The sequence below is a fragment of the Caldanaerovirga acetigignens genome, assembly GCF_900142995.1.
GTDB classification, from domain to species: domain Bacteria; phylum Bacillota; class Thermosediminibacteria; order Thermosediminibacterales; family Thermosediminibacteraceae; genus Fervidicola; species Fervidicola acetigignens.
In genome coordinates this window covers 48,372-68,160 of record NZ_FRCR01000004.1, presented here as the reverse complement: position 1 = coordinate 68,160, position 19,789 = coordinate 48,372, and the positions used below count along the sequence as shown (strand labels likewise).

19 protein-coding genes and 1 riboswitch are annotated in these 19,789 nt (G+C 42.7%); of the genes, 15 read left to right on the top strand and 4 right to left on the bottom strand.

Features of this window, described 5'->3' with window-relative positions; translation table 11 throughout:
- Window positions 1-2 precede the first annotated feature (2 nt).
- The gene (locus tag BUB66_RS04145) at window positions 3-1,157 is read left to right on the top strand and encodes an iron-containing alcohol dehydrogenase (RefSeq protein WP_073255114.1); all 1,155 of its coding nucleotides are present in this window, start codon (window positions 3-5) and stop codon (window positions 1,155-1,157) included.
- 48 nt (window positions 1,158-1,205) lie between these two features.
- Here the strand turns inward: BUB66_RS04145 and BUB66_RS04140 are convergent, their stop codons facing one another.
- From BUB66_RS04140 to BUB66_RS04120, 4 genes are all read right to left on the bottom strand, one after another.
- On the bottom strand, window positions 1,206-1,760 hold the full coding sequence (locus BUB66_RS04140) for a nitroreductase family protein (protein WP_073255110.1): 555 nt from the start codon (window positions 1,758-1,760) through the stop codon (window positions 1,206-1,208).
- 956 nt (window positions 1,761-2,716) lie between these two features.
- On the bottom strand, window positions 2,717-3,496 hold the full coding sequence (locus BUB66_RS04130) for a TRM11 family SAM-dependent methyltransferase (RefSeq protein ID WP_073255107.1): 780 nt from the start codon (window positions 3,494-3,496) through the stop codon (window positions 2,717-2,719).
- On the bottom strand, window positions 3,484-4,404 hold the full coding sequence (locus tag BUB66_RS04125; protein ID WP_073255103.1) for a type II restriction endonuclease: 921 nt from the start codon (window positions 4,402-4,404) through the stop codon (window positions 3,484-3,486). Before BUB66_RS04125 ends, BUB66_RS04130 begins: the two co-directional genes overlap by 13 nt.
- 11 nt (window positions 4,405-4,415) lie before the next feature.
- On the bottom strand, window positions 4,416-5,381 hold the full coding sequence (locus BUB66_RS04120) for a DNA adenine methylase (protein ID WP_073255100.1): 966 nt from the start codon (window positions 5,379-5,381) through the stop codon (window positions 4,416-4,418).
- A 157-nt stretch (window positions 5,382-5,538) separates the two neighbouring features.
- On the opposite strand from BUB66_RS04120, the gene BUB66_RS04115 reads away from it, so the two are divergent.
- The 14 genes from BUB66_RS04115 (at window position 5,539) to purH (ending at window position 19,780) form a co-directional block, all read left to right on the top strand.
- Window positions 5,539-6,531, top strand: coding sequence for a dipeptidase (locus BUB66_RS04115; RefSeq protein WP_159431498.1), 993 nt, complete (start codon window positions 5,539-5,541; stop codon window positions 6,529-6,531).
- A 19-nt stretch (window positions 6,532-6,550) separates the two neighbouring features.
- Window positions 6,551-7,381: a deoxyribonuclease IV gene (locus tag BUB66_RS04110; protein ID WP_084098791.1), complete on the top strand. Its 831-nt coding sequence runs from the start codon at window positions 6,551-6,553 to the stop codon at window positions 7,379-7,381.
- Window positions 7,382-7,392: 11 nt separating this feature from the next.
- Complete coding sequence (gene nth, locus BUB66_RS04105; protein WP_073255097.1) at window positions 7,393-8,055, top strand: endonuclease III; 663 nt, start codon at window positions 7,393-7,395, stop codon at window positions 8,053-8,055.
- Window positions 8,056-8,111: 56 nt separating this feature from the next.
- Entirely contained in the window at window positions 8,112-9,275 is a 1,164-nt protein-coding gene (locus BUB66_RS04100) for a pyridoxal phosphate-dependent aminotransferase (RefSeq protein ID WP_073255094.1), read from the top strand.
- A 96-nt stretch (window positions 9,276-9,371) separates the two neighbouring features.
- Window positions 9,372-9,474: riboswitch (purine riboswitch) on the top strand.
- Between the two features lie 98 nt (window positions 9,475-9,572).
- The gene (locus BUB66_RS04095; protein ID WP_073255457.1) at window positions 9,573-10,706 is read left to right on the top strand and encodes a 5-(carboxyamino)imidazole ribonucleotide synthase; all 1,134 of its coding nucleotides are present in this window, start codon (window positions 9,573-9,575) and stop codon (window positions 10,704-10,706) included.
- Window positions 10,707-10,710: 4 nt separating this feature from the next.
- Window positions 10,711-11,244 (top strand): 5-(carboxyamino)imidazole ribonucleotide mutase, encoded by a 534-nt coding sequence (gene purE / locus BUB66_RS04090; protein ID WP_073255091.1) that lies wholly within the window; start codon window positions 10,711-10,713, stop codon window positions 11,242-11,244.
- Window positions 11,241-11,951 carry a phosphoribosylaminoimidazolesuccinocarboxamide synthase gene (purC, locus tag BUB66_RS04085; RefSeq protein WP_073255088.1) on the top strand — a complete coding sequence of 237 codons (711 nt, stop codon included), beginning with the start codon at window positions 11,241-11,243 and terminating at the stop codon, window positions 11,949-11,951. The genes purE and purC overlap by 4 nt, the downstream gene beginning before the upstream one ends.
- 27 nt (window positions 11,952-11,978) lie before the next feature.
- Window positions 11,979-12,230: a phosphoribosylformylglycinamidine synthase subunit PurS gene (purS, locus tag BUB66_RS04080; RefSeq protein WP_073255085.1), complete on the top strand. Its 252-nt coding sequence runs from the start codon at window positions 11,979-11,981 to the stop codon at window positions 12,228-12,230.
- A complete protein-coding gene (purQ, locus tag BUB66_RS04075) occupies window positions 12,227-12,952 on the top strand; it encodes a phosphoribosylformylglycinamidine synthase subunit PurQ (protein ID WP_073255082.1) in 726 nt (241 codons plus the stop codon). The genes purS and purQ overlap by 4 nt, the downstream gene beginning before the upstream one ends.
- Window positions 12,930-15,143, top strand: coding sequence for a phosphoribosylformylglycinamidine synthase subunit PurL (purL, locus tag BUB66_RS04070; protein ID WP_073255079.1), 2,214 nt, complete (start codon window positions 12,930-12,932; stop codon window positions 15,141-15,143). Before purQ ends, purL begins: the two co-directional genes overlap by 23 nt.
- Window positions 15,107-16,546 (top strand): amidophosphoribosyltransferase, encoded by a 1,440-nt coding sequence (purF, locus tag BUB66_RS04065; RefSeq protein WP_244269744.1) that lies wholly within the window; start codon window positions 15,107-15,109, stop codon window positions 16,544-16,546. The genes purL and purF overlap by 37 nt, the downstream gene beginning before the upstream one ends.
- Before the next feature lie 24 nt (window positions 16,547-16,570).
- Entirely contained in the window at window positions 16,571-17,596 is a 1,026-nt protein-coding gene (purM, locus tag BUB66_RS04060; RefSeq protein WP_073255449.1) for a phosphoribosylformylglycinamidine cyclo-ligase, read from the top strand.
- Window positions 17,584-18,210, top strand: a complete 627-nt coding sequence (purN, locus tag BUB66_RS04055; RefSeq protein ID WP_073255076.1) for a phosphoribosylglycinamide formyltransferase — start codon at window positions 17,584-17,586, stop codon at window positions 18,208-18,210. The genes purM and purN overlap by 13 nt, the downstream gene beginning before the upstream one ends.
- 13 nt (window positions 18,211-18,223) lie before the next feature.
- Window positions 18,224-19,780, top strand: coding sequence for a bifunctional phosphoribosylaminoimidazolecarboxamide formyltransferase/IMP cyclohydrolase (gene purH / locus BUB66_RS04050; RefSeq protein WP_073255073.1), 1,557 nt, complete (start codon window positions 18,224-18,226; stop codon window positions 19,778-19,780).
- Window positions 19,781-19,789 lie beyond the last annotated feature (9 nt).

Below are 19,789 nucleotides of genomic sequence, written 5' to 3'. Positions count from 1 at the left end.
AGATGTTGTTATCCTATTCGAGATACGCCCAATTGTGTCCAATCATTTACGGAAGAGGAACTGTAAATCTTTTGGGCGAAGAAGTCAAAAAATTTGGATGCTCCAAAGTGCTCCTTGTATCAGATAGAACTGTGTCAAAACTTGATATTTACGAAAAGTGCAAAAAGAGTCTAAGTAATGCTGGAATAAGTTTCGTAGAGTTTGATGAAATATTACCTGACCCTCCGGATTATGTAGTCAATAAAGGCGGAGAAGTGGCAAGAGAGCAGAAAGTTGACGGGATAGTAGCAGTAGGTGGAGGAAGTGTAATGGATGCGGCGAAAGGCATAAATATTCTTATAAATAATCCACCTCCTATAAACCAGTATTTTGGGAATCCCTTTTTTAAACCCGGCGTTCCTGTTGTGATGGTAGTGACGACAGCCGGTACCGGAAGCGAAAGCACAGGAGTTGCTGTAATAACAGATACTGTAAATAATGTTAAAAACTCTGTCTTTGGAGTAGCTTCCCTTGGAATATTAGATCCCGAAGCAACGATAAACTTGCCAAAGGATGCCACCGTCCATACGGGGATGGACGCATTTTCCCATGCAGCCGAAGCTATTACGGCAAAACTGCCTAATCCTAAATCGCAGCTTCTTGCCTTTGATGCTATTAATAAAATAATTAAGTATTTGCCGGTTGCTGCCGAAGATGGTGTCAACATCGAAGCAAGAGCAAATATGCTTCTTGCCAGCAATTTTGCAGGTATAGCCTTTAACGATGCCTTAGTACACTTAGGACATGCCATAGCTCACACCATAGGTGCGAAATTTCATGTAGTTCATGGCGAGGCGTGCGCTCTGGCCCTACCTGAAGTAATGAAATACGCCGCTACGGTGGATGCATCTAGGGTAAAGATCGTGGGCGAAGCTATGGGCCTTGATTTTTCAGGAAGGGAAAGTGGCGAAGAAATTGGCGAAAAGGTAGCCCAAGCCATAAGAAGGTTCATGAGGGAATTAGGAATAAGGCCGCTTAGAGAGCTTGGGATATCTAAAGAAGATTTATTGAGCACAGTTGATATGGTATTTAAAGATCCTTGCTACAGTTTTGTTCCGCGGCAACTGGAAAGAGAAGAAATTTTAAAGATATTAGGAAATATGTACGAAAATTATTAAGAAAAAAATCCACCCTCAAACTGACAAAGTTTGGGGGTGGATTTTTTATCACTTTATGTAATTTACTACATCCTTTTTCCTTTCTATGGGACGCGGCGGTTTTTCCAGGTCTGGGTAACCCAAGGCTACTGCAAAATAAGGCTCATAACCTTCTGGCAGCGAGAGTTTTTTCACCTCTTCTTCCATCTTAAATATCAAATTTATTAAGCCAATCCAGCACGCTCCGAGTCCCAGGCTGTGGGCTGCGAGCAGCATGTTTTGAGTGGCGGCGCTGCAATCGATAAGAGGTGAATAAGAACCTTTTTTGCCGGAGACCACTATTATGGTTGGCGCGTTGTAAAAAAGATGCAATTTCTCATTGTTTCCCATGGCGGCTATCCATGGAACTTCCGATTCCGCCATGGCCTTTTTTGTTACATTGCTGAAATGGTCGATGAGATTTTTATTCTGAATGACGGTAAAATGCCAGGGCTGCTCGTTGTGGCCGCTGGGAGCATGGATTGCCGCTTCTATAATGGCCTCTATTTCCTCATCCCTTACCTGTTCGGGCTTAAAACGCCTTATACTCCTTCGGGTTTTTATGGCGTTGATAACTTCGTTCAATGCAATCCCTCCTTTTGGTGAGTTAGATTTTTTCTATTTATAGGTTATTGCAAAACCCCAAATCTATTGAAAAATTAGGGGTTTTTACCTCTTAACAAGAAGGGTTCCCTCCAGTTCATGAAGAATATTTCATTTTGAAAACTATCAACCGGAGGTGGACCCTTTTGGAGAAATATAAACAAATAACTATTTTTGACCTGTAAGTCTAGAAATCGGATTAAATGGGTATGTCCTTTGACTAAACGAGGAAAAAGCGGTTACATCTGCACTTGCCCTAACCCCTGCACTAATTCCAAAAGTGGCCGAATGGTATACACTTATCCCGAGGATAATTACCGTAGAAATACCCCTATTCCAAGAAATTCAAAGTTGTGGGAAAAATTTATTCGCAACGTATTGCTGTGGAACAGTCGATCTCTAGATTAAAACTTCCATTAATGCTCGGCTGTCTTACTGTGACTGATTTTCGAAGTGTTTATTGTGAGTTTGTGTTAGCTGCAATTGCTCAGAATGTAGTGGCTTTAGTCGCATTAAGAGCGAAAAAACATGACAAGGTAAGGTCACTTCGGTGGCTTGTTGCTTAAAGTTGCAATCAAGCTTAGGGGGTGTCTTTTGCTTTTTATAAATGAGCTTTAAAACTAGAACAAAATATATTCCATAATCTGTCAAATTTGTGACCCGGACAGGTAGAGGGACTTTTTTAGTTTTTTATGGTAGCTTAGTTTTGCAAGCGCCTAATGAGTTAGATTCTTTCTATTTATTGAATGTGTCAGCAGAGAATATGAAAAGTGTACCACCTAATATTATGACTGGTTTCAGTGATTTCGAACTACATTAGATCTAACTGCGTCGTCGGGCTTTTCTTTGAAATATTTGAAATAATAGAAGAGAAATGGAAGAGGCTGGTCTGCCTTTTAGGGGAATGTGCTAAATATCATGATTTTCTGCTAATTTTATTAGTATAATCCTGTGCTATATTTTATTCTGTACAAGTTCTCATCTTTTTTAGGTTTTCTGAAAATAAATAAATGTTCATGCATAATCATGTAGAAGTTATATTTTTCTCCTCGTTTTTCCCAATAAGGTGTAGACCTGCAATTATGTTGGACTTTAATGATGTCTTCTTTTAGTACAAAGCCGTTTTTCAGGAATAGCCTCATTACATAGTATGCTAGTGGTACATAGTGTCCGTTCTTTCTTGTGTCTCCTATTAAAATTGCACAGTATTTGTCTTCTTTTAGGACTCTATAAAGTTCGACAATTCCTTTTTCTAACTCCGTGCAAAATTTTTTGACATCAGATATATTTGACAAATCACCTTCTATTCTCCCGTTTGAATATTTTATTATGTTTAAGTACGGTGGATGAGTTATTATTAGATCTACGCTGTTATCGAAGATCTCTTTTAAGTTTCTTACATCTCCTACTTTTACAAGCTGCTCATACTTATTATCTGTATCAAAATCTAAGTTTTTTCTAGTCAGCTCAACACTATCAGGATTGATATCAAAGCCTATACCTCGTCTATTTAATAATTTGGTTTCTATAAGTGTGGTACCACTCCCAACCATTGGATCCAGAACAATATCTCCTTCATTCGAGTATCTTAAGATAATATTCCTAGGAATTTGTGGGGCGAAATTGCCTCTGTAGTTGCCATTATGTGTTTTCCATTTTCCTCTTTCAGGAAATGACCATACTGTAGTGATTTCCTTTTTAAAGACTATATCCTGCATAATATTTCCTCCAATAAACCGATGCGAACAAAGTAAAGATTTAATAGATAATCTATTTTTTCAAATCCTTTATGAATTTGATTTTTTTGTCCTTTCCATCCCTCTCCATCTGTTATCCAAATAAATTCAAATCCGTTGTTTTTAAGTTCATTCTGTCTTTCTATATAGGAATCCACAATTTCTTGGGGTTTTGAACCAGTTCCTGAGAAAAAGTTTACTTCGATGTTGATGACTTTTTTATTGTTTTTGATTAAAATGAAATCAGCTTTTCTATTTTGAATTGAAGAATTAACTTTTATTTTATAATTGGTTTCTAAATATTCGAATGTTTTCTGAAATAATATTGTTTGAATGCCTTTTTTCTTTGCTATTTCTTCTATAATTGGCTTTAATAATAATTCCATAGCATCTCCACTTCTATTTTTTCGTGCATGGGAATCTAAACCTACTTCTACTCCGATTGCGTAATCATATATGTTTTTTGTAACCATATTAATAAGAAGATTTTTTAAACCCGTCTTATCAAAAAATTCTATAATATTATCAATATCTTCTGGTGTAAGATTTCTAATATTAAAGTCATAATTTACAACCTTTGGAACTTTTTCTGTGAAATCTTTAATCACTTTAAGATTGAGTTCTCTTATAGCTAGCAAGATTGGTATAGCTGGTAGTACTTGAGGATATTTTTGTAAAATTTCTTTTAAATCATCCTCAAATTGTTTACTTCCAACCAAACTATTTAATATATGAAATTCAATTTTATATTTGGTAATATTGTTTCTCACTTTGTCCCAATCAACAAAAAAATTATAACTTCTATTTGTATCTATGATTGTATCATGGAATTTTTCTATTACACTTTCTATATTTTCAACGTCTAAAAATTCTAAGTATAATTCCTTCATTCTTAAACCTCCTATTTATAGTTTCTTATAATCAATTCATTAATTTCACCCCGTTTATTTCCATAGCAGTTTATGTGCCTTTTTGCCTTTACTCTTTCTAAAATGAATCCAGAATACAATTCCTCAAAGAAATTATCATTTACATCTACATTCTTAGGGTCAGAATTGCTAAGTAATAGATAAGCACCTCTTTTATCCATTTCTTTAAAAAAATAAGCTAACCTTCTTTGGTCATCGTCATTAAACCCACTCTCGCTATAACTCGTAAAATTAGAAGTATCGCTTAAAGGGCGATAAGGAGGATCAAGGTACACTAAAGTGTTCTTATGTATGTATTTTTTGCTTTCTTCAAAATCTGCACAAATAATCTCCGTATCTTCTAATGCTCTATGTACTGCTATTAAATTTTCACTGTCACAAATGGTAGGATTTTTGTATTTCCCAAAAGGAACATTAAATTCGCCTTTTTTGTTCAATCTATATAATCCATTAAAACAGGTTTTATTTAAAAAAATTAAAGATGCTGCCCTTTTTATCCAGTCAAAATTGTAATTTGCGTAATCAAAATTATTCTTTTGTCTATTATACTCCTCTCTAATATTATAGTAAAAATGTTTCCTGTACTCTTCTGATAATTTCAAGTATCTTTCTTCAATATTTCTTAGCTCATCAATTAACTCATTCACATTATTCTGAATAACCTTATAACTTATCATAAGTTCCCTATTTATATCAAGTAGAAACGATTCTCTAACTTTAAAATTTCTCTTTATAAAGAAGAAAAAAGCACCTCCACCAACAAAGGGTTCAACGTATCTTTCTATTTCACCACTCTGAATAAAAGCTAACGGTAATCTCTTATATAATTCATCTAGTAATTGTGATTTTCCCCCTGCCCACTTTAAAAAAGGTTTAGCATTGTTTAATCTCATACATTGTTTTCCTTTAATCATTTCCATCGAATTCAGTGCTTGCATTTGCCATCACTTCCTTTTTGGCTTGCCTCTAGAATTATTATACCATCGAATTTTGATTAAGAGTGAAAAGTTTTAAAGTATAAGAGTGGAAAAATTAATGTGAATAAGCTACAATATAAAAAATAAAAAAACCTTGCACAGAAATGGAGGAAATAATGTGCTTCGGTTAAGTGAAGAACAAGAGCAGAGAGCCTTAAGGCTCCACAGAGAGAGCATCATTTTCGACGCCCACTGTGACACTGTCCTTCAAGTGTTAGAAGGGAAGCGAACTTTAGGCGAAAGGTCGGGGGAGGGACACGTAGACATACCAAGGCTTAAAGCAGGCGGAATAAAGGCTCAAGTATTCGCGGTATTCGTTAGGCCTGAATGGTACGGCGATGCGGTCCACGCGACGTTAAAGGGAATAGTCGTATTGACGCGTGAAATAAAAAAGAACGAGAAAGATATAATGCTTGCACAGTCTTTTGACGATGCGAAAAAGGCAATTAATCAAGGTAAAGTCGCGGCCTTCATAAGTATCGAAGGGGGAGAAGCCCTTCAGGGAGACCTGGACATGCTGGAAGTTTATGCTAAAATGGGGGTTTCCTCAATTATCCTCACCTGGAACAACAGAAACGCTATCGCCGATGGCGCCGGGGACATAAGGAGCAATGGAGGACTTTCAAGTTTCGGTGTTGAAGTGATAAAGGAGATGGAAAGGCTGGGAATGGTGGTAGACCTGGCTCACATCTCTCCTAAAGGTTTTTGGGACGCGCTGGAAGTTTGCGAAAAGCCGGTTATAGTCTCCCACGCCCTTCCGAGAAAATTCATGGATATTCCCCGGAACCTCGATGACGAACAGATAAAGGCCGTTGCCGAAAGGGGCGGGGTCATCGGGGTGAGCTTTTACTTTACAAGCTATGGAGGACCCAAAGGCAGTTTGGAAAAAGTGCTCGATGCCATAGATTACATTGTGGACAAAGCCGGTGTCGACTGCGTGGGAATCGGTTCCGATTTCGACGGCTTTGATGGTAAGGTGGAGGGGTTAGAGTCCTGCGAGAAATTTATCAACATCACCCGCGGATTAGTGCATAGAGGTTATTCTGATGAAGATATCGAAAAAATTTTGGGTGGGAATTTCATGAGGGTATATGAGAAGGTTCAAAGTTAATATGAAAGGAGAATGGATTTTGCTTATAGGTGCTCACATATCTATATCAAAAGGTTACGAAAAGGCTGTAAAAGACGCCCTTTCGATAGGGGCCAACACGATGCAGTTTTTTACCCGCAACCCCAGGGGTGGGGCCGTAAAAGCCCTGGATGAAAGTGATATTAAGAAGTTAAAGGAATTAAGAAAAAGAGAAAACTTCGGTCCTCTAGTCGCCCACGCACCTTACACTATGAATATGGCGACTAATAAAAAGGAAACGGCAGATTTTACCAAAATGGTAATAAGAGAGGATTTAGAAAAGCTCGAAAAAGTCGGCGCTGAATATCTCGTGATTCATCCGGGCAGTCATCTCGGTGACGGAGTCGAAGCCGGAATTGAAAGGATATCCGCTGTTTTAAAAGAAGTGGTAACCGGGAGGGAAAAGGTGATAGTGCTCCTGGAGGCCATGGCGGGAATGGGGAGTGAGGTGGGATACACTTTTGAGCAGCTTTACGATATTATGGACAAAACCGGCATCCCCGAGGCGTTTGGGGTGTGCGTGGATACCTGCCACCTTTACGGTGCGGGGTATGACGTAAAGGAGCATTTAGATGAGGTCTTGGAAGAGTTCGATAAAATTTTAGGGCTCGAAAGGTTGAAAGTTATTCATTTGAACGACAGCAAGTTTGGACTTGCCAGCCGAAAGGACAGGCACGCAAACCTGGGAGAAGGGGTGCTGGGACTGGAAACGATGAAAAAAGTGATAAACCACGAAGCCATAAAAGACAGGCCCTTTTTGCTGGAAACTCCCGGAGGGATAGAAAATTACAAAAAGGAAATTGAAATTTTAAAGAACATGCGAGCAAATTAAAATTTAAAGGGATGGTTATGAAGGGAAACTTCAAAGATGAAAAAGAGCGGGTTTTAAAAATCCTGAAGCTTCTCGAAGAACATTATCCGAATGCTACCACTGCCCTCCGGTATGAAAATCCATTTCAATTATTGGTGGCAACCATACTTTCCGCCCAGTGCACCGATAAGCGGGTAAACCAGGTGACCCAAAGACTTTTTGAAAAATATAAAGGACCTGAGGATTTTGCTAATTTGAAATTCGAGGAATTGGAAAATGAGATAAGAGAGTGCGGACTTTTTAAGAACAAAAGCAGAAATATCATCGGGTGTTCGAGGATAATTTTGGAAAAGTACGGTGGACGAGTGCCGGATGAGTTCGAAGAGCTAGTCAAACTCCCCGGTGTGGGCAGAAAGACGGCCAATGTGATACTTGCCAATGCTTTTGGGAAACCTGCTTTTGCGGTGGACACCCACGTGTTTAGAGTTTCGAGGCGGCTGGGGCTTTCCGATGGGAATGACCCGCTAAAAGTGGAAAAGGACCTCACCATGAAAATTCCCAAAGATTGCTGGAATAAAGCCCATCATTGGCTGATTTACCACGGGCGAAGGGTATGCACTGCGAGAAAACCCAAATGCGGAAACTGTTTTTTGAAAGATTTTTGTCGTTTTTGTTCAGAAAAAAGTGAAACCTAAGATTTTTGTTTGTAAAATAATTATAAAAATTTATTTCAAGGAAGGAGAGGGTTTTTGTGGAGTATAAAAAGTACGTGGCTGATAGAGTGAAAGAAGTGACTTTTTCTACAATAAGGTACTTTTTCAATGCTGTAAACCAGGTGCCCGATGCGATTTCGCTCTGCATAGGAGAGCCGGACTTCGTCACGCCGCTACATATAAGGGAGGCGGCAAAGAAAGCATTGGATGAGGGCAAAACTTCCTATACGCCGAATCCAGGCATTATAGAGCTGCGCGAGGAAATAGCAAAATATCTAGAAAGCCGTTTCAACGTTTCTTACAACCCATCAAAAGAAATAATAGTGACGATAGGAGCAAGTGAAGCCATTGATGTAGCAATGCGGACCCTGCTAAACCCGGGGGATGAAGTCCTTATTCCCGAACCCGCTTTCGTTGCGTATAAACCTTGCGTTGTCCTTGCCGGAGGAAGGCCTATTTCCGTGCCCACTTATATGAAGGATGGATTTGTCTTGAAGCCGGAAATCTTGGAAAAGTATATAACCCCAAAATCAAAAGCACTTATTTTATCTTACCCTAACAACCCGACCGGTGCTATTATGAGTCGAGATGAACTTATGGGTATTGCGAGAATTGCCGAAAAACACGATTTAATCGTGATATCCGATGAAATATATGCTGAACTCACTTATGGCGCGGAACATACAGCTTTTGCAGCTCTTCCAGGGATGAGAGAAAGAACAGTTACAATTAGCGGTTTTTCGAAAGCTTATTCAATGACGGGATGGAGACTTGGGTATCTAGCTGCTCCGGAAGGATTAGCAGAAGAACTTCTAAAAGTCCATCAGTATGGTGTTGCTTGTGCACCTTCTATGGCGCAGTATGCGGCAATCGAGGCATTAAAAAACGGAGAGGAGAATGTAAAGAGGATGAGAGAAGAATACGACAGGAGAAGGGTGTTTGTCTACAACAGCTTGAAAGACATGGGACTTGAGTGCTTTGAACCAAAAGGGGCATTTTACATCTTCCCGTCGGTCGAAAATACAGGCCTTTCGTGTGAAGAATTCGCAAATAAACTGCTTTTTGATAAAAAAGTTGCAGTAGTTCCTGGAATTGCCTTCGGTGAATGCGGTAAGGGTTTTGTGAGGATTTCTTATGCTGCTTCAATGGAAAACCTTGAAAAGGCGATGGAAAGGATTAATGAGTTTTTAAAAAAAATATAAACGTACGTTATTCAAAAAAATAAAGTGTATTGTTCGGAATTTTACTTGATTATTTAGTCAAAATGTAGTATTATGTATTTAGGTAAGCGAACAAAATGAATACTTTTCCGGTACCCTTATATAATTCCAGGAATATGGCCTGGAAGTCTCTACCGGGCGGCCGTAAACCGCCCTGGCTATAAGGGGTAGTTGGTTATTGCCAAAAACCCTTTGGGCTTTGAAGGTAGAGATTTCCTCTACCTTATTATTTTTATTATTATCGTGATTTGGAGGTCGGCCGCATTGAAAAAGGATGGGATGAAGGACTTTCCTAGAATTGGCATCATAGGCGGCGGGCAGCTGGGGAAGATGATGGCGCAAGAGGCCAAGAAAATGGGCCTTTTTGTAAGCGTATTAGATCCGACGCCAGGTTGCCCTGCATCTTCTGTTTCGGATATACAGATAGTCGGGGATTTTTACGACGAAGAAAAACTAGAAGAACTTGTAAAGCAAAGCGATGTGGCGACGTACGATATTGAGCATATAGCGACGGAACCGCTTAAAAGGCTACAGGACAGAGGATACAGTATACTTCCATCCCCTTACCTTTTGGAGGTCATTCAGGATAAATTAGCTCAAAAAGAGATACTGAAAAAAGCGGGAATTCCTGTTGCCAGATTTATGAAAATCGAACGAATAGCCGTCGAGGAATTTAAAAAGTTCGGATATCCGCTCGTCCAAAAAGCCAGGAAAGGCGGATACGACGGAAGAGGAGTGGCCGTTATTAGGTCCGAAGAAGATATGGCAAAGGCACTTCACACCGGCTCTTATGTGGAAGAATTGGTCGATATAGAAAAAGAACTGGCGGTTATGGTGGCAAGGAGTACCAAAGGGGAAATCAGATGCTATCCGGTCGTGGAGATGGTCTTCGATGAAAAAGCCAATATATGCGATATGGTAATAGCTCCTGCCAGAATAGAAAAAGATTTGGAAGAAAGAGCAACGGAAATTGCAAAAGAAGTTGTCAAAGTACTAGACGGTGTGGGTGTTTTTGGGGTGGAAATGTTTTTGGACAAAAAAGGAAGGATACTGGTAAACGAAATAGCTCCAAGGCCTCACAATTCCGGCCACTACACCATCGAAGCTTGTGCCACGAGCCAGTTCGAACAGCACATAAGGGCTATAAGCGGTCTGCCGCTAGGGTCTACCAAGCTGTTATCTCCTGCCGTGATGGTGAATCTGTTGGGCGAAGAGGGATATGAGGGGACGCCTTTGATTGAGGGATTTGAAGAAGCGCTTTCGATGGAGGGACTGTACTTTCACTTTTACGGCAAAAAGACCACCAGGCCTTATAGAAAGATGGGACATGTTACGGTAATCGACGATGATGTGGAAAAGGCCCTTGAAAAGGCCCAAAAGGCGAAGAGTATATTAAAGGTGAAAGCGAGGTAATTGTATGAAAAAAACGCTGGTAGGCATAATCATGGGGAGCGATTCCGATTTGCCTGTAATGCAGGAGGCAGCCAAGATTCTCGAAGAATTTGGCGTCGATTTTGAGATCACGATAGTTTCGGCCCACCGGACTCCTGAGAGAATGTTTGATTATGCCAAAAACTGCGACAAAAGGGGCATAGAAGTGATAATCGCCGGAGCGGGCGGGGCGGCTCATCTTCCGGGGATGGTGGCATCGATTACGCCTTTGCCGGTAATTGGCGTCCCAGTAAAGACGTCGTCGCTCGAGGGGATGGACTCCCTTTTGTCGATAGTTCAGATGCCGCCGGGAGTACCGGTGGCCACGGTGGCGATAAACAATGCAAGAAATGCTGGGATTTTGGCTGCAGAGATTCTGGGCATAAAGTACCCCGAAATTAAGAAAAAGGTTGCGGAATACAAGGAAAAGATGAAAAAAGAAGTGGAAGAGAAGGCAGCCAGGATGGAAAATATAGGGTATAGGGAATATTTAAAGGAAAGGGAAGTGAAAAATTTATGAAGAAGCTGGATATGATTTACGAAGGCAAGGCAAAGAGGATTTACCGCACCGAAAGTGAAGATTTATACGTGATGGAATTTAAAGATGACGCTACGGCGTTCAACGGGCAAAAAAGGGGGACAATAGAGGGCAAAGGTGAACTCAACAACAACATTTCTGCGGTTTTCTTTGAGATTTTAGAAGAAAAGGGAATCAAGACGCATTTTGTTAAGCTCTTAAGCGATAGAGAAATGCTGGTAAAAGCTGTGAAGATACTGCCACTGGAAGTTATAGTAAGGAATATAGCAGCGGGGAGCATGGCAAAAAGGCTCGGACTTCAGGAGGGAACGAAACTAAAAAGTCCTGTCTTGGAATTTTGCTTAAAAAGCGATGAACTGGGCGATCCGATGATAAACGCATACCATGCAATGGCAATGGATTTGGCTACCAAAGAGGAGATAGCTTTTATCGAGGAGACTTCCTTTAAAGTAAACGAGATACTGAGCCGATTCCTCATAGAGAAAAATATAATCCTGGTGGATTTCAAGCTGGAATTCGGGAGATTTAAAGGTGAAATTTTGGTTGCCGATGAGATTTCTCCTGATACATGCCGCTTCTGGGATGCAAAAACCATGGAAAAACTTGACAAGGACCGCTTCAGAAGGGACCTCGGCAATGTGGAAGAGGCGTATAAAGAAATACTGAGCCGAATTAAATCGCAAAATTAAAATATTAATAGTTTTGGGGGAATTGCAATGTTTAATGCAAAAATATGCATTCGATTCAAAAACGGTGTGCTCGACCCGCAGGGAGCCGCAATAAAGGGCGCTTTGAACCATCTTGGTTTTGAGGCTGAAGACGTTCGGGTTGGGAAATTGATAGAGGTGAGACTTAAAGCAGAAAGCTTTGACGACGCAAAGGCTAAGGTAAGGATGATGTGTGAAAAGCTCCTTGCAAACCCGGTTCTTGAAGATTTCAGCTTTGAAGTGGTGGAGGAAAGTATATGAGGTGTGCCGTAATAGTTTTTCCTGGATCTAATTGTGATGTGGACTGTTTTCATGTATGGAAGGATGTCCTCGGTCAGCCAACAGAATACGTATTCCACAAGGAAAAATTTTCTCCTGAGGATTTCGATTTCATCATCCTGCCGGGAGGATTTTCCTATGGCGATTATTTGAGGGCAGGGGCCATCGCGAGGTTCTCGCCAGCTATGGAAAGCGTCTATAAAGCTGCCGAAAAGGGGAAGCTTATCCTCGGCATATGTAACGGATTTCAGATCCTCCTTGAAGCAGGGCTCCTTCCGGGAGCGATGATGAAAAACAGAGACCTCAAGTTTCACTGCCATGACGTATACCTGAAAGTGGGTACAACTGATTCGCCTTTCACGAACATGTATCTGCCAGGAGAAGTGGTAAAAATGCCCATAGCCCACGGCGAGGGCAATTATTACGCCGATGCCTATACTATAGAGAGGTTAAAAAGAGAAGAGAGAATCGTATTTTACTATTCGGATGAAAAAGGAAATATTACAGATAAAGCGAATCCCAACGGTTCGTTGGAGAACATAGCGGGGATCTTAAACGAAGAAAGAAACGTCCTCGGGATGATGCCACATCCGGAGCGCTGCGCTGAAGAGATTTTGGGGAATACCGATGGAAAGAGGCTTTTTCTGTCCATTTTAGAATATCTCGAGGGGAGGGTAAAAATTGGGAAAAGCAGAAGAAGCTAAAAAGCTGGGACTTACGGACGAGGAGTACAACCTTATAGTCCAGACGCTCGGACGTGAACCTAACGATGTGGAGCTTGGAATGTACAGCGTAATGTGGTCGGAACACTGCAGCTACAAAAATTCAAAACCGCTTTTGAAGAGATTTCCAACAAAAGCACCTCACGTGCTCCAAGGGCCCGGTGAGAACGCAGGTATTGTCGATATAGGGGATAATCTGGCGGTGGTGCTCAAGATAGAGAGCCATAACCATCCATCCGCGGTGGAGCCTTATCAGGGGGCAGCTACCGGCGTAGGAGGCATAATCCGCGACATTTTTGCCATGGGTGCAAGGCCGATAGCGCTTTTGGATTCCCTGAGGTTTGGGGAACTGGATCATCCAAGGGTTAAGTACCTCTTGAGTGGGGTGGTTTCTGGGATAGCGGATTATGGAAACTGCATGGGGATACCCACAGTGGGTGGCGAAACCTATTTTAACGATGCGTATAAGGATAATCCTCTGGTCAATGCCTTATGCGTCGGAATAATCCGCCACGAGGATATAGTAAGGGGCAAAGCGCAAGGATTAGGAAATTCAGTAATGCTCGTTGGAGCTGCAACAGGAAGGGACGGGATTCACGGAGCTAGCTTTGCATCTGAAGAGCTGTCCGAAGAATCAGAATCAAAAAGGCCTTCGGTGCAGGTAGGGGACCCCTTCATGGAAAAATTGCTGCTTGAAGCGTGTTTGGAGCTTTTAAAGGAGAAATGGGTGGTGGGAATTCAGGACCTCGGGGCTGCTGGCCTAACATCTGCATGTTCCGAAACCGCCGCAAGGGCGGGTACTGGGATAGAGCTGGACGTCGCACTAGTTCCCAGGCGCGAGGAAGGGATGACTCCTTACGAGGTGATGCTTTCTGAATCCCAGGAGCGCATGTTGATTATAGTAGAAAAAGGTCATGAGGAAGATGTAAAGAGGATATTTGGAAAATGGGACCTGTACGCCGTCAAAATAGGCGAGGTAACTGGCGACGGAATGCTCAGGGTCCTGGAAAACGGCAAAATAGTGGCTGAGGTTCCGGCAAAGTCGCTGGCAGAAGGGGCCCCGGTGATAAAGCGTGAAGGCAAAAGGCCGGCGTACATGGATGTGCAGGATCTAGATTATTCAAAAATAGAAATTCCGGAAAATTTGAGTGAAGTGCTTCTCAGGCTTTTGGCATCTCCTAACATAGCGAGCAAAGCATGGGTTTACCAGCAGTACGACCATACCGTACGCACCGATACCGTGGTTACGCCGGGTTGCGATGCGGCAGTGTTGAGGATAAAAGGTACTAAAAAGGGGATAGCGCTCACTACCGATTGCAACGGCCTTTACTGCTATCTCGACCCTTACGAAGGCGGGAAACAGGCAGTGGCCGAAGCAGCAAGGAATCTTGTGGTAACTGGGGCAAAACCCCTTGCCATAACGGATTGCCTCAATTTCGGCAGCCCTGAAAATCCGGAGGTCTACTATCAATTTGAAAAATGCATAGACGGAATTTCGGAGGCCGCAAGGATTTTGGAAATTCCTGTTGTAAGCGGCAACGTTAGCTTTTACAATGAGAGCAGCAGCAGGGTAATATTCCCCACCCCGGTAATAGGAATGGTGGGGCTTTTAGAAGATGTGACAAAGCACTGCACAATGGCGTTTAAAAATCCGGGAGACATAGTTGTCCTTTTGGGTGAAAACAGCGATGAAATGGGCGCTTCGGAATATTTGAGGGTAATTTTTGGTATTCAGGGTGGAAAACCTCCCAGAGTCGATTTGGAACGCGAAAAGCGCCTTCATCTTTGTTGCCTGAAGGCAATAAAAAAGGGAATTTTAAGTTCAGCCCACGATGTGTCGGAAGGAGGACTTGCCGTAGCGATAGCAGAATCCTGCATTAGCGGGAATCTTGGCTTTGAAGGGGAGATAACGACTGACATAAGAGCTGATGCGCTGCTTTTCGGAGAAGGGCAATCCAGGATAGTAGTCAGTTTAAAAGAAGAAAACCTTACGGCTTTAATTGAGCTTGCAGATGAAACGGGCGTCAAAGCTATGGTGTTGGGTCGTGTCTTGCCGGAGTATTTTAGGATTAACGTTAAAGATGCAAAAGGCGGTTTTAAGAAAATCGAGCTTTCGGTTGGGGAGATGGCCGAATTATGGAGCAAATCTTTGGAGCGAAAGGTAGAGGGATAATGGAGGAAAAATTTAAAGAGGCGTGTGGTGTTATTGGGATATATTCTGAGATGGAAGATCCGGGCCTTGGGAGAACGCTGTATTACGGTCTTTATGCCCTTCAGCACCGGGGGCAGGAGAGCGCTGGCATCGCCGTGAGCTCCGGAAACGGTATCGACTACCATAAAGACCTCGGCCTTGTGTCAGAAGTATTTACGGAAAGAGTACTCGATAGACTCTCGGGGCACATCGGCATAGGACACGTGAGATACTCCACTACGGGTTCTAACAGTTTAAGCAATGCCCAGCCTCTAGTGGTGAGATATAAAAACGGCTATCTTGCTGTTGCCCATAACGGAAATCTGGTAAACGCCTATGAGTTGAGGTACGAGTTAGAACAAAAGGGGGCCGTGTTTCAAACAACGGTAGATAGCGAAATAATTGCATTTCTCATCGCGCGGGAAGCATCAAAAGACATAGTTGAAGCGATAAAAGGATGCATGGATAGGATAAAAGGAGCTTACGCGCTGGTTATAATGACAGAAAACAGCCTAATCGGCGTGAGGGATTCGAATGGCTTTAGACCCCTATGCCTCGGGAAATACAATGGTTCTTATGTGCTTGCTTCCGAGAGCTGCGCTTTCGACACCATAGGAGCGGAGTTCATAAGGGATGTAGAACCCGGCGAGATTGTGGTAATAAACCGCAACGGAGTAAAAAGCGTCAAGTACAGATCTCAAGAGGAAAATTCCCTTTGTATTTTCGAATTCGTTTACTTTGCGAGGCCCGACAGCAATATAGATGGCATAAACGTTTACAGGGCAAGGTGGGAAAGCGGCAGGATTTTAGCTTTAGAACATCCGGCAGATGCAGACCTAGTGGTGGGAGTTCCGGATTCAGGAACAGTTGCAGCCATGGGGTATTCAGCTCAGTCGGGTATACCCTTCGGCTTTGGACTTATAAAGAACCGCTATATAGGCAGGACTTTTATACAGCCAAGCCAAAAACTGAGGAGTTTGGGTGTAATGCTAAAGCTCAATGCCCTAAAATCCGAGGTGAAAGGAAAACGCTTGGTTCTGGTAGACGATTCAATAGTGAGGGGTACGACTAGCGGCCAGATAATAAAGATGCTAAAGGATGCGGGTGCAACTGAAGTTCACGTAAGGGTTAGTTCACCTCCTGTAACTTGTTCCTGCTATTTTGGAATAGATACTTCTTCCCAAAAAGAGTTGATCGCTGCAACCCATAATGTAGAAGAGATAAGAAAATATATCGGAGCAGACAGCCTCGGCTTTTTAAGCCTGGATGGCCTCATAAAATCTACTGGCTATAGCCGTGAAAAGTTTTGCACCGCCTGTTTTTCAGGAGAATATCCCTTGAAAGTTCCGGGAGAAAGGAAAAAATATCTTTTTGAGAAATGTTAGGGGAGATGTTTTGTGAAAGAGAAAATTACCTACCGGGATGCCGGCGTTGACGTGGATGCAGGGAATAGGGCTGTGGAGCTCATGAAATCCCATGTGCGCTCCACATACCGCAAAGGAGTTTTTGGCGATATAGGCGGCTTTGGTGGTTTTTTTGAGCTAGATCTAAAAAATTACACCCATCCCGTTTTGGTGTCGGGTGCTGACGGCGTTGGGACAAAGCTCAAGATAGCCTTCATGATGGACAGACACGATACGGTAGGGATAGACTGTGTTGCGATGTGCGTCAACGATATAGCAGTTCACGGCGCTGAGCCGCTCTTTTTCCTGGACTATATCGCTACAGGAAGGATTGTGCCGGAAAAGATAGAAGAAATTGTAAAGGGAGTGGCAGAAGGCTGCAAGATGGCAAACTGTGCCCTTATCGGCGGCGAAACCGCCGAAATGCCCGGATTTTACGAAGAAAGCGAATACGACCTGGCAGGTTTTGCAGTGGGGATTGTGGACAAGGAAAAAATAGTGGATGGTTCCAAGATAAAAGAAGGGGATGTGGTAATCGGCCTTTCTTCCTCGGGACTGCACAGCAACGGCTATTCCCTGGCAAGGAAAATATTTTTCGAAATAGGCAAATTGAGTGTAGAAAGCTATATAGAAGAATTCGGGAAGACTTTGGGGGAAGAACTTCTTACCCCTACCTGCATCTATGTAGGAGCCGTAAAAAAATTGTTAAGTCTTCAAATTCACGGAATGGCCCATATAACGGGTGGCGGATTTTTCGAAAACCTGCCCCGAATTTTACCTCAGGGACTGGAATTCAGAATTTACGAAGGCTCCTGGGATATCCCGCCGGTATTTTCGATACTTCAGAAAATGGGGAATGTAGATTATCGCGAGATGTACCGGACGTTCAACATGGGGATAGGTTTTGTGGTAGTTTTGTCTGAAGATGAGACGGAGGAGGCTTTGAAAATATGCAACGCTTCGGGCTTTAAAGCCTGGATTATCGGCAAAGTCGTAAAGGGCGAAGGCGGGGTGGTATTTTGCCGGCCTTGAAACTTGGAGTTCTGGTTTCAGGAAGTGGCACGAATCTTCAGGCAATAATCGACAGCATAAAAGCTGGGAAGTTAAATGCTTCCATTGAAATTGTAATATCCAGCAGAGAAGATGCTTACGCCCTAAAAAGGGCAAGGGACAACAATATCGAAAGTGTGGCAATTTGCCCGGAAAGATACCTTTCGAAAATGGAATACGAAGAGGCGATGATTAAAAAGCTAAAAGAAGCGAAGGTGGAGCTTGTGGTACTTGCGGGTTACATAAAAGTGCTTTCGCCACACTTCGTTAGGGCTTTTGCCGGCAGGATAATAAACATCCACCCTTCCCTCATACCCGCCTTTTGCGGCAAAGGTTATTACGGAATCCGCGTGCATGAGGCGGTTTTGGAGTACGGAGTAAAGGTTACAGGTGCAACAGTTCACTTTGTGGACGAAGGGACGGATACAGGTCCCATAATTTTACAAAAGGCCGTAGAAGTAAGGGATGATGATACTCCTGAGATTCTTGCAAAAAGGGTGCTTGAAGTGGAACACGAGCTCCTCCCCGAAGCCATAAGGCTTTTTGCAGAAGGAAAGCTGGAGGTTGTAGGGAGGCGAGTTTTAATAAAAAAATGAGGGGGAATCTTAGGTGATAAGACGGGCCTTGATTTCGGTTTCCGACAAAACCGGCATCGTAGAGTTTGCAAAAGCATTAAAGGAACTTGGGGTTGAGATAATTTCTACCGGAGGAACCGCAAAGCTCCTTTTGGAAAGCGGCGTAGATGTTATTCCCGTCTCGGAAATTACAGGTTTTCCGGAAATTTTGGACGGCAGGGTTAAAACCCTCCATCCCAAAATTCACGGCGGATTGCTGGCCTTAAAGGAAAACGAAGTTCACAAAAAACAAATTAGTGAGCTCGGTATAGAGCCGATAGATTTGGTGGCTGTCAACCTCTATCCGTTCAAACAGACCATCGAAAAACCAGGTGTCACCTTTGAAGAAGCTATTGAAAATATAGACATCGGCGGCCCGGCAATGCTCCGTTCTGCAGCTAAAAATCATGAAAACGTGATAGTGATTTGCGATCCTGAAGATTACGAAGTGGTGCTAAAAGAGCTTAAAAGTAAAGGTGATGTGAGTAGGGAACTGAGAAGGAGACTCGCGCTCAAGGTTTTCGAGCATACTGCTCATTACGATGCCATGATTTCCGATTATTTGAGAAGGACTGTTTTGGCAGAAGAAACTCAGGAAAAAGATATCTTTCCTAAAAACCTAACGCTGGCATTTGAAAAAGTCCAGGACCTCCGCTACGGCGAAAATCCTCACCAGAAGGCGGCCTTTTACAGGGAAATGGGGGATATATCGGGCACCATCGCCGGGGCAAGAAAGCTTTCGGGAAAAGAGCTTTCCTTTAACAACATAAACGATGCCGATGCAGCACTGTCGCTTGTGTTGGAATTTGACGAGCCCTGTGCGGTTGCCATAAAGCACACCAATCCCTGTGCCGTGGCGTGCGGTAAAGATTTACACGAGGCATTTTTAAAGGCTTATGAAGCGGATCCTGTTTCGATTTTCGGGGGGATAGTAGCATTAAATCGAACGGTGGATGTAAAAACCGCAGAAGAACTTTCTAAGATATTCCTAGAGATAGTGATAGCGCCGGGATTCGAGCCGGATGCATTAGAATTACTAAAAGCCAAAAAGAACTTGAGACTTCTCGAAGTCGAAATGGAAGGTAGAAAATATACACGATGGGACTTAAAGAGGGTAAGTGGCGGAGTTTTAGTACAGGAACCAGATGTAAAAGACTTCAACGAAAAGGACCTCAAAGTGGTGACGAGAAGGGCTCCTACCCCGGAGGAGATGAAGAATCTGCTATTTGCGTGGAAAGTAGTAAAGCACGTAAAGTCCAATGCGATAGTCCTTGCAAAAGATAAAGTTACTGTTGGAATAGGGATGGGACAGGTAAACAGACTATGGCCTACCCAGCAAAGCATAGCATGGGCAAGAGAAAGAGCAAAAGGTGCAGTGCTGGCTTCCGACGCTTTCTTCCCATTTTCAGACGTTGTAGAGACTGCAGCGGCGGCTGGAATTACCGCTATAATCCAGCCCGGAGGGTCAGTGCGCGATGAGGATTCTATAAAGGCTGCCGATGAAAATGGAATAGCCATGGTCTTCACAGGGATAAGGCACTTCAGGCATTAATAAGGAGGA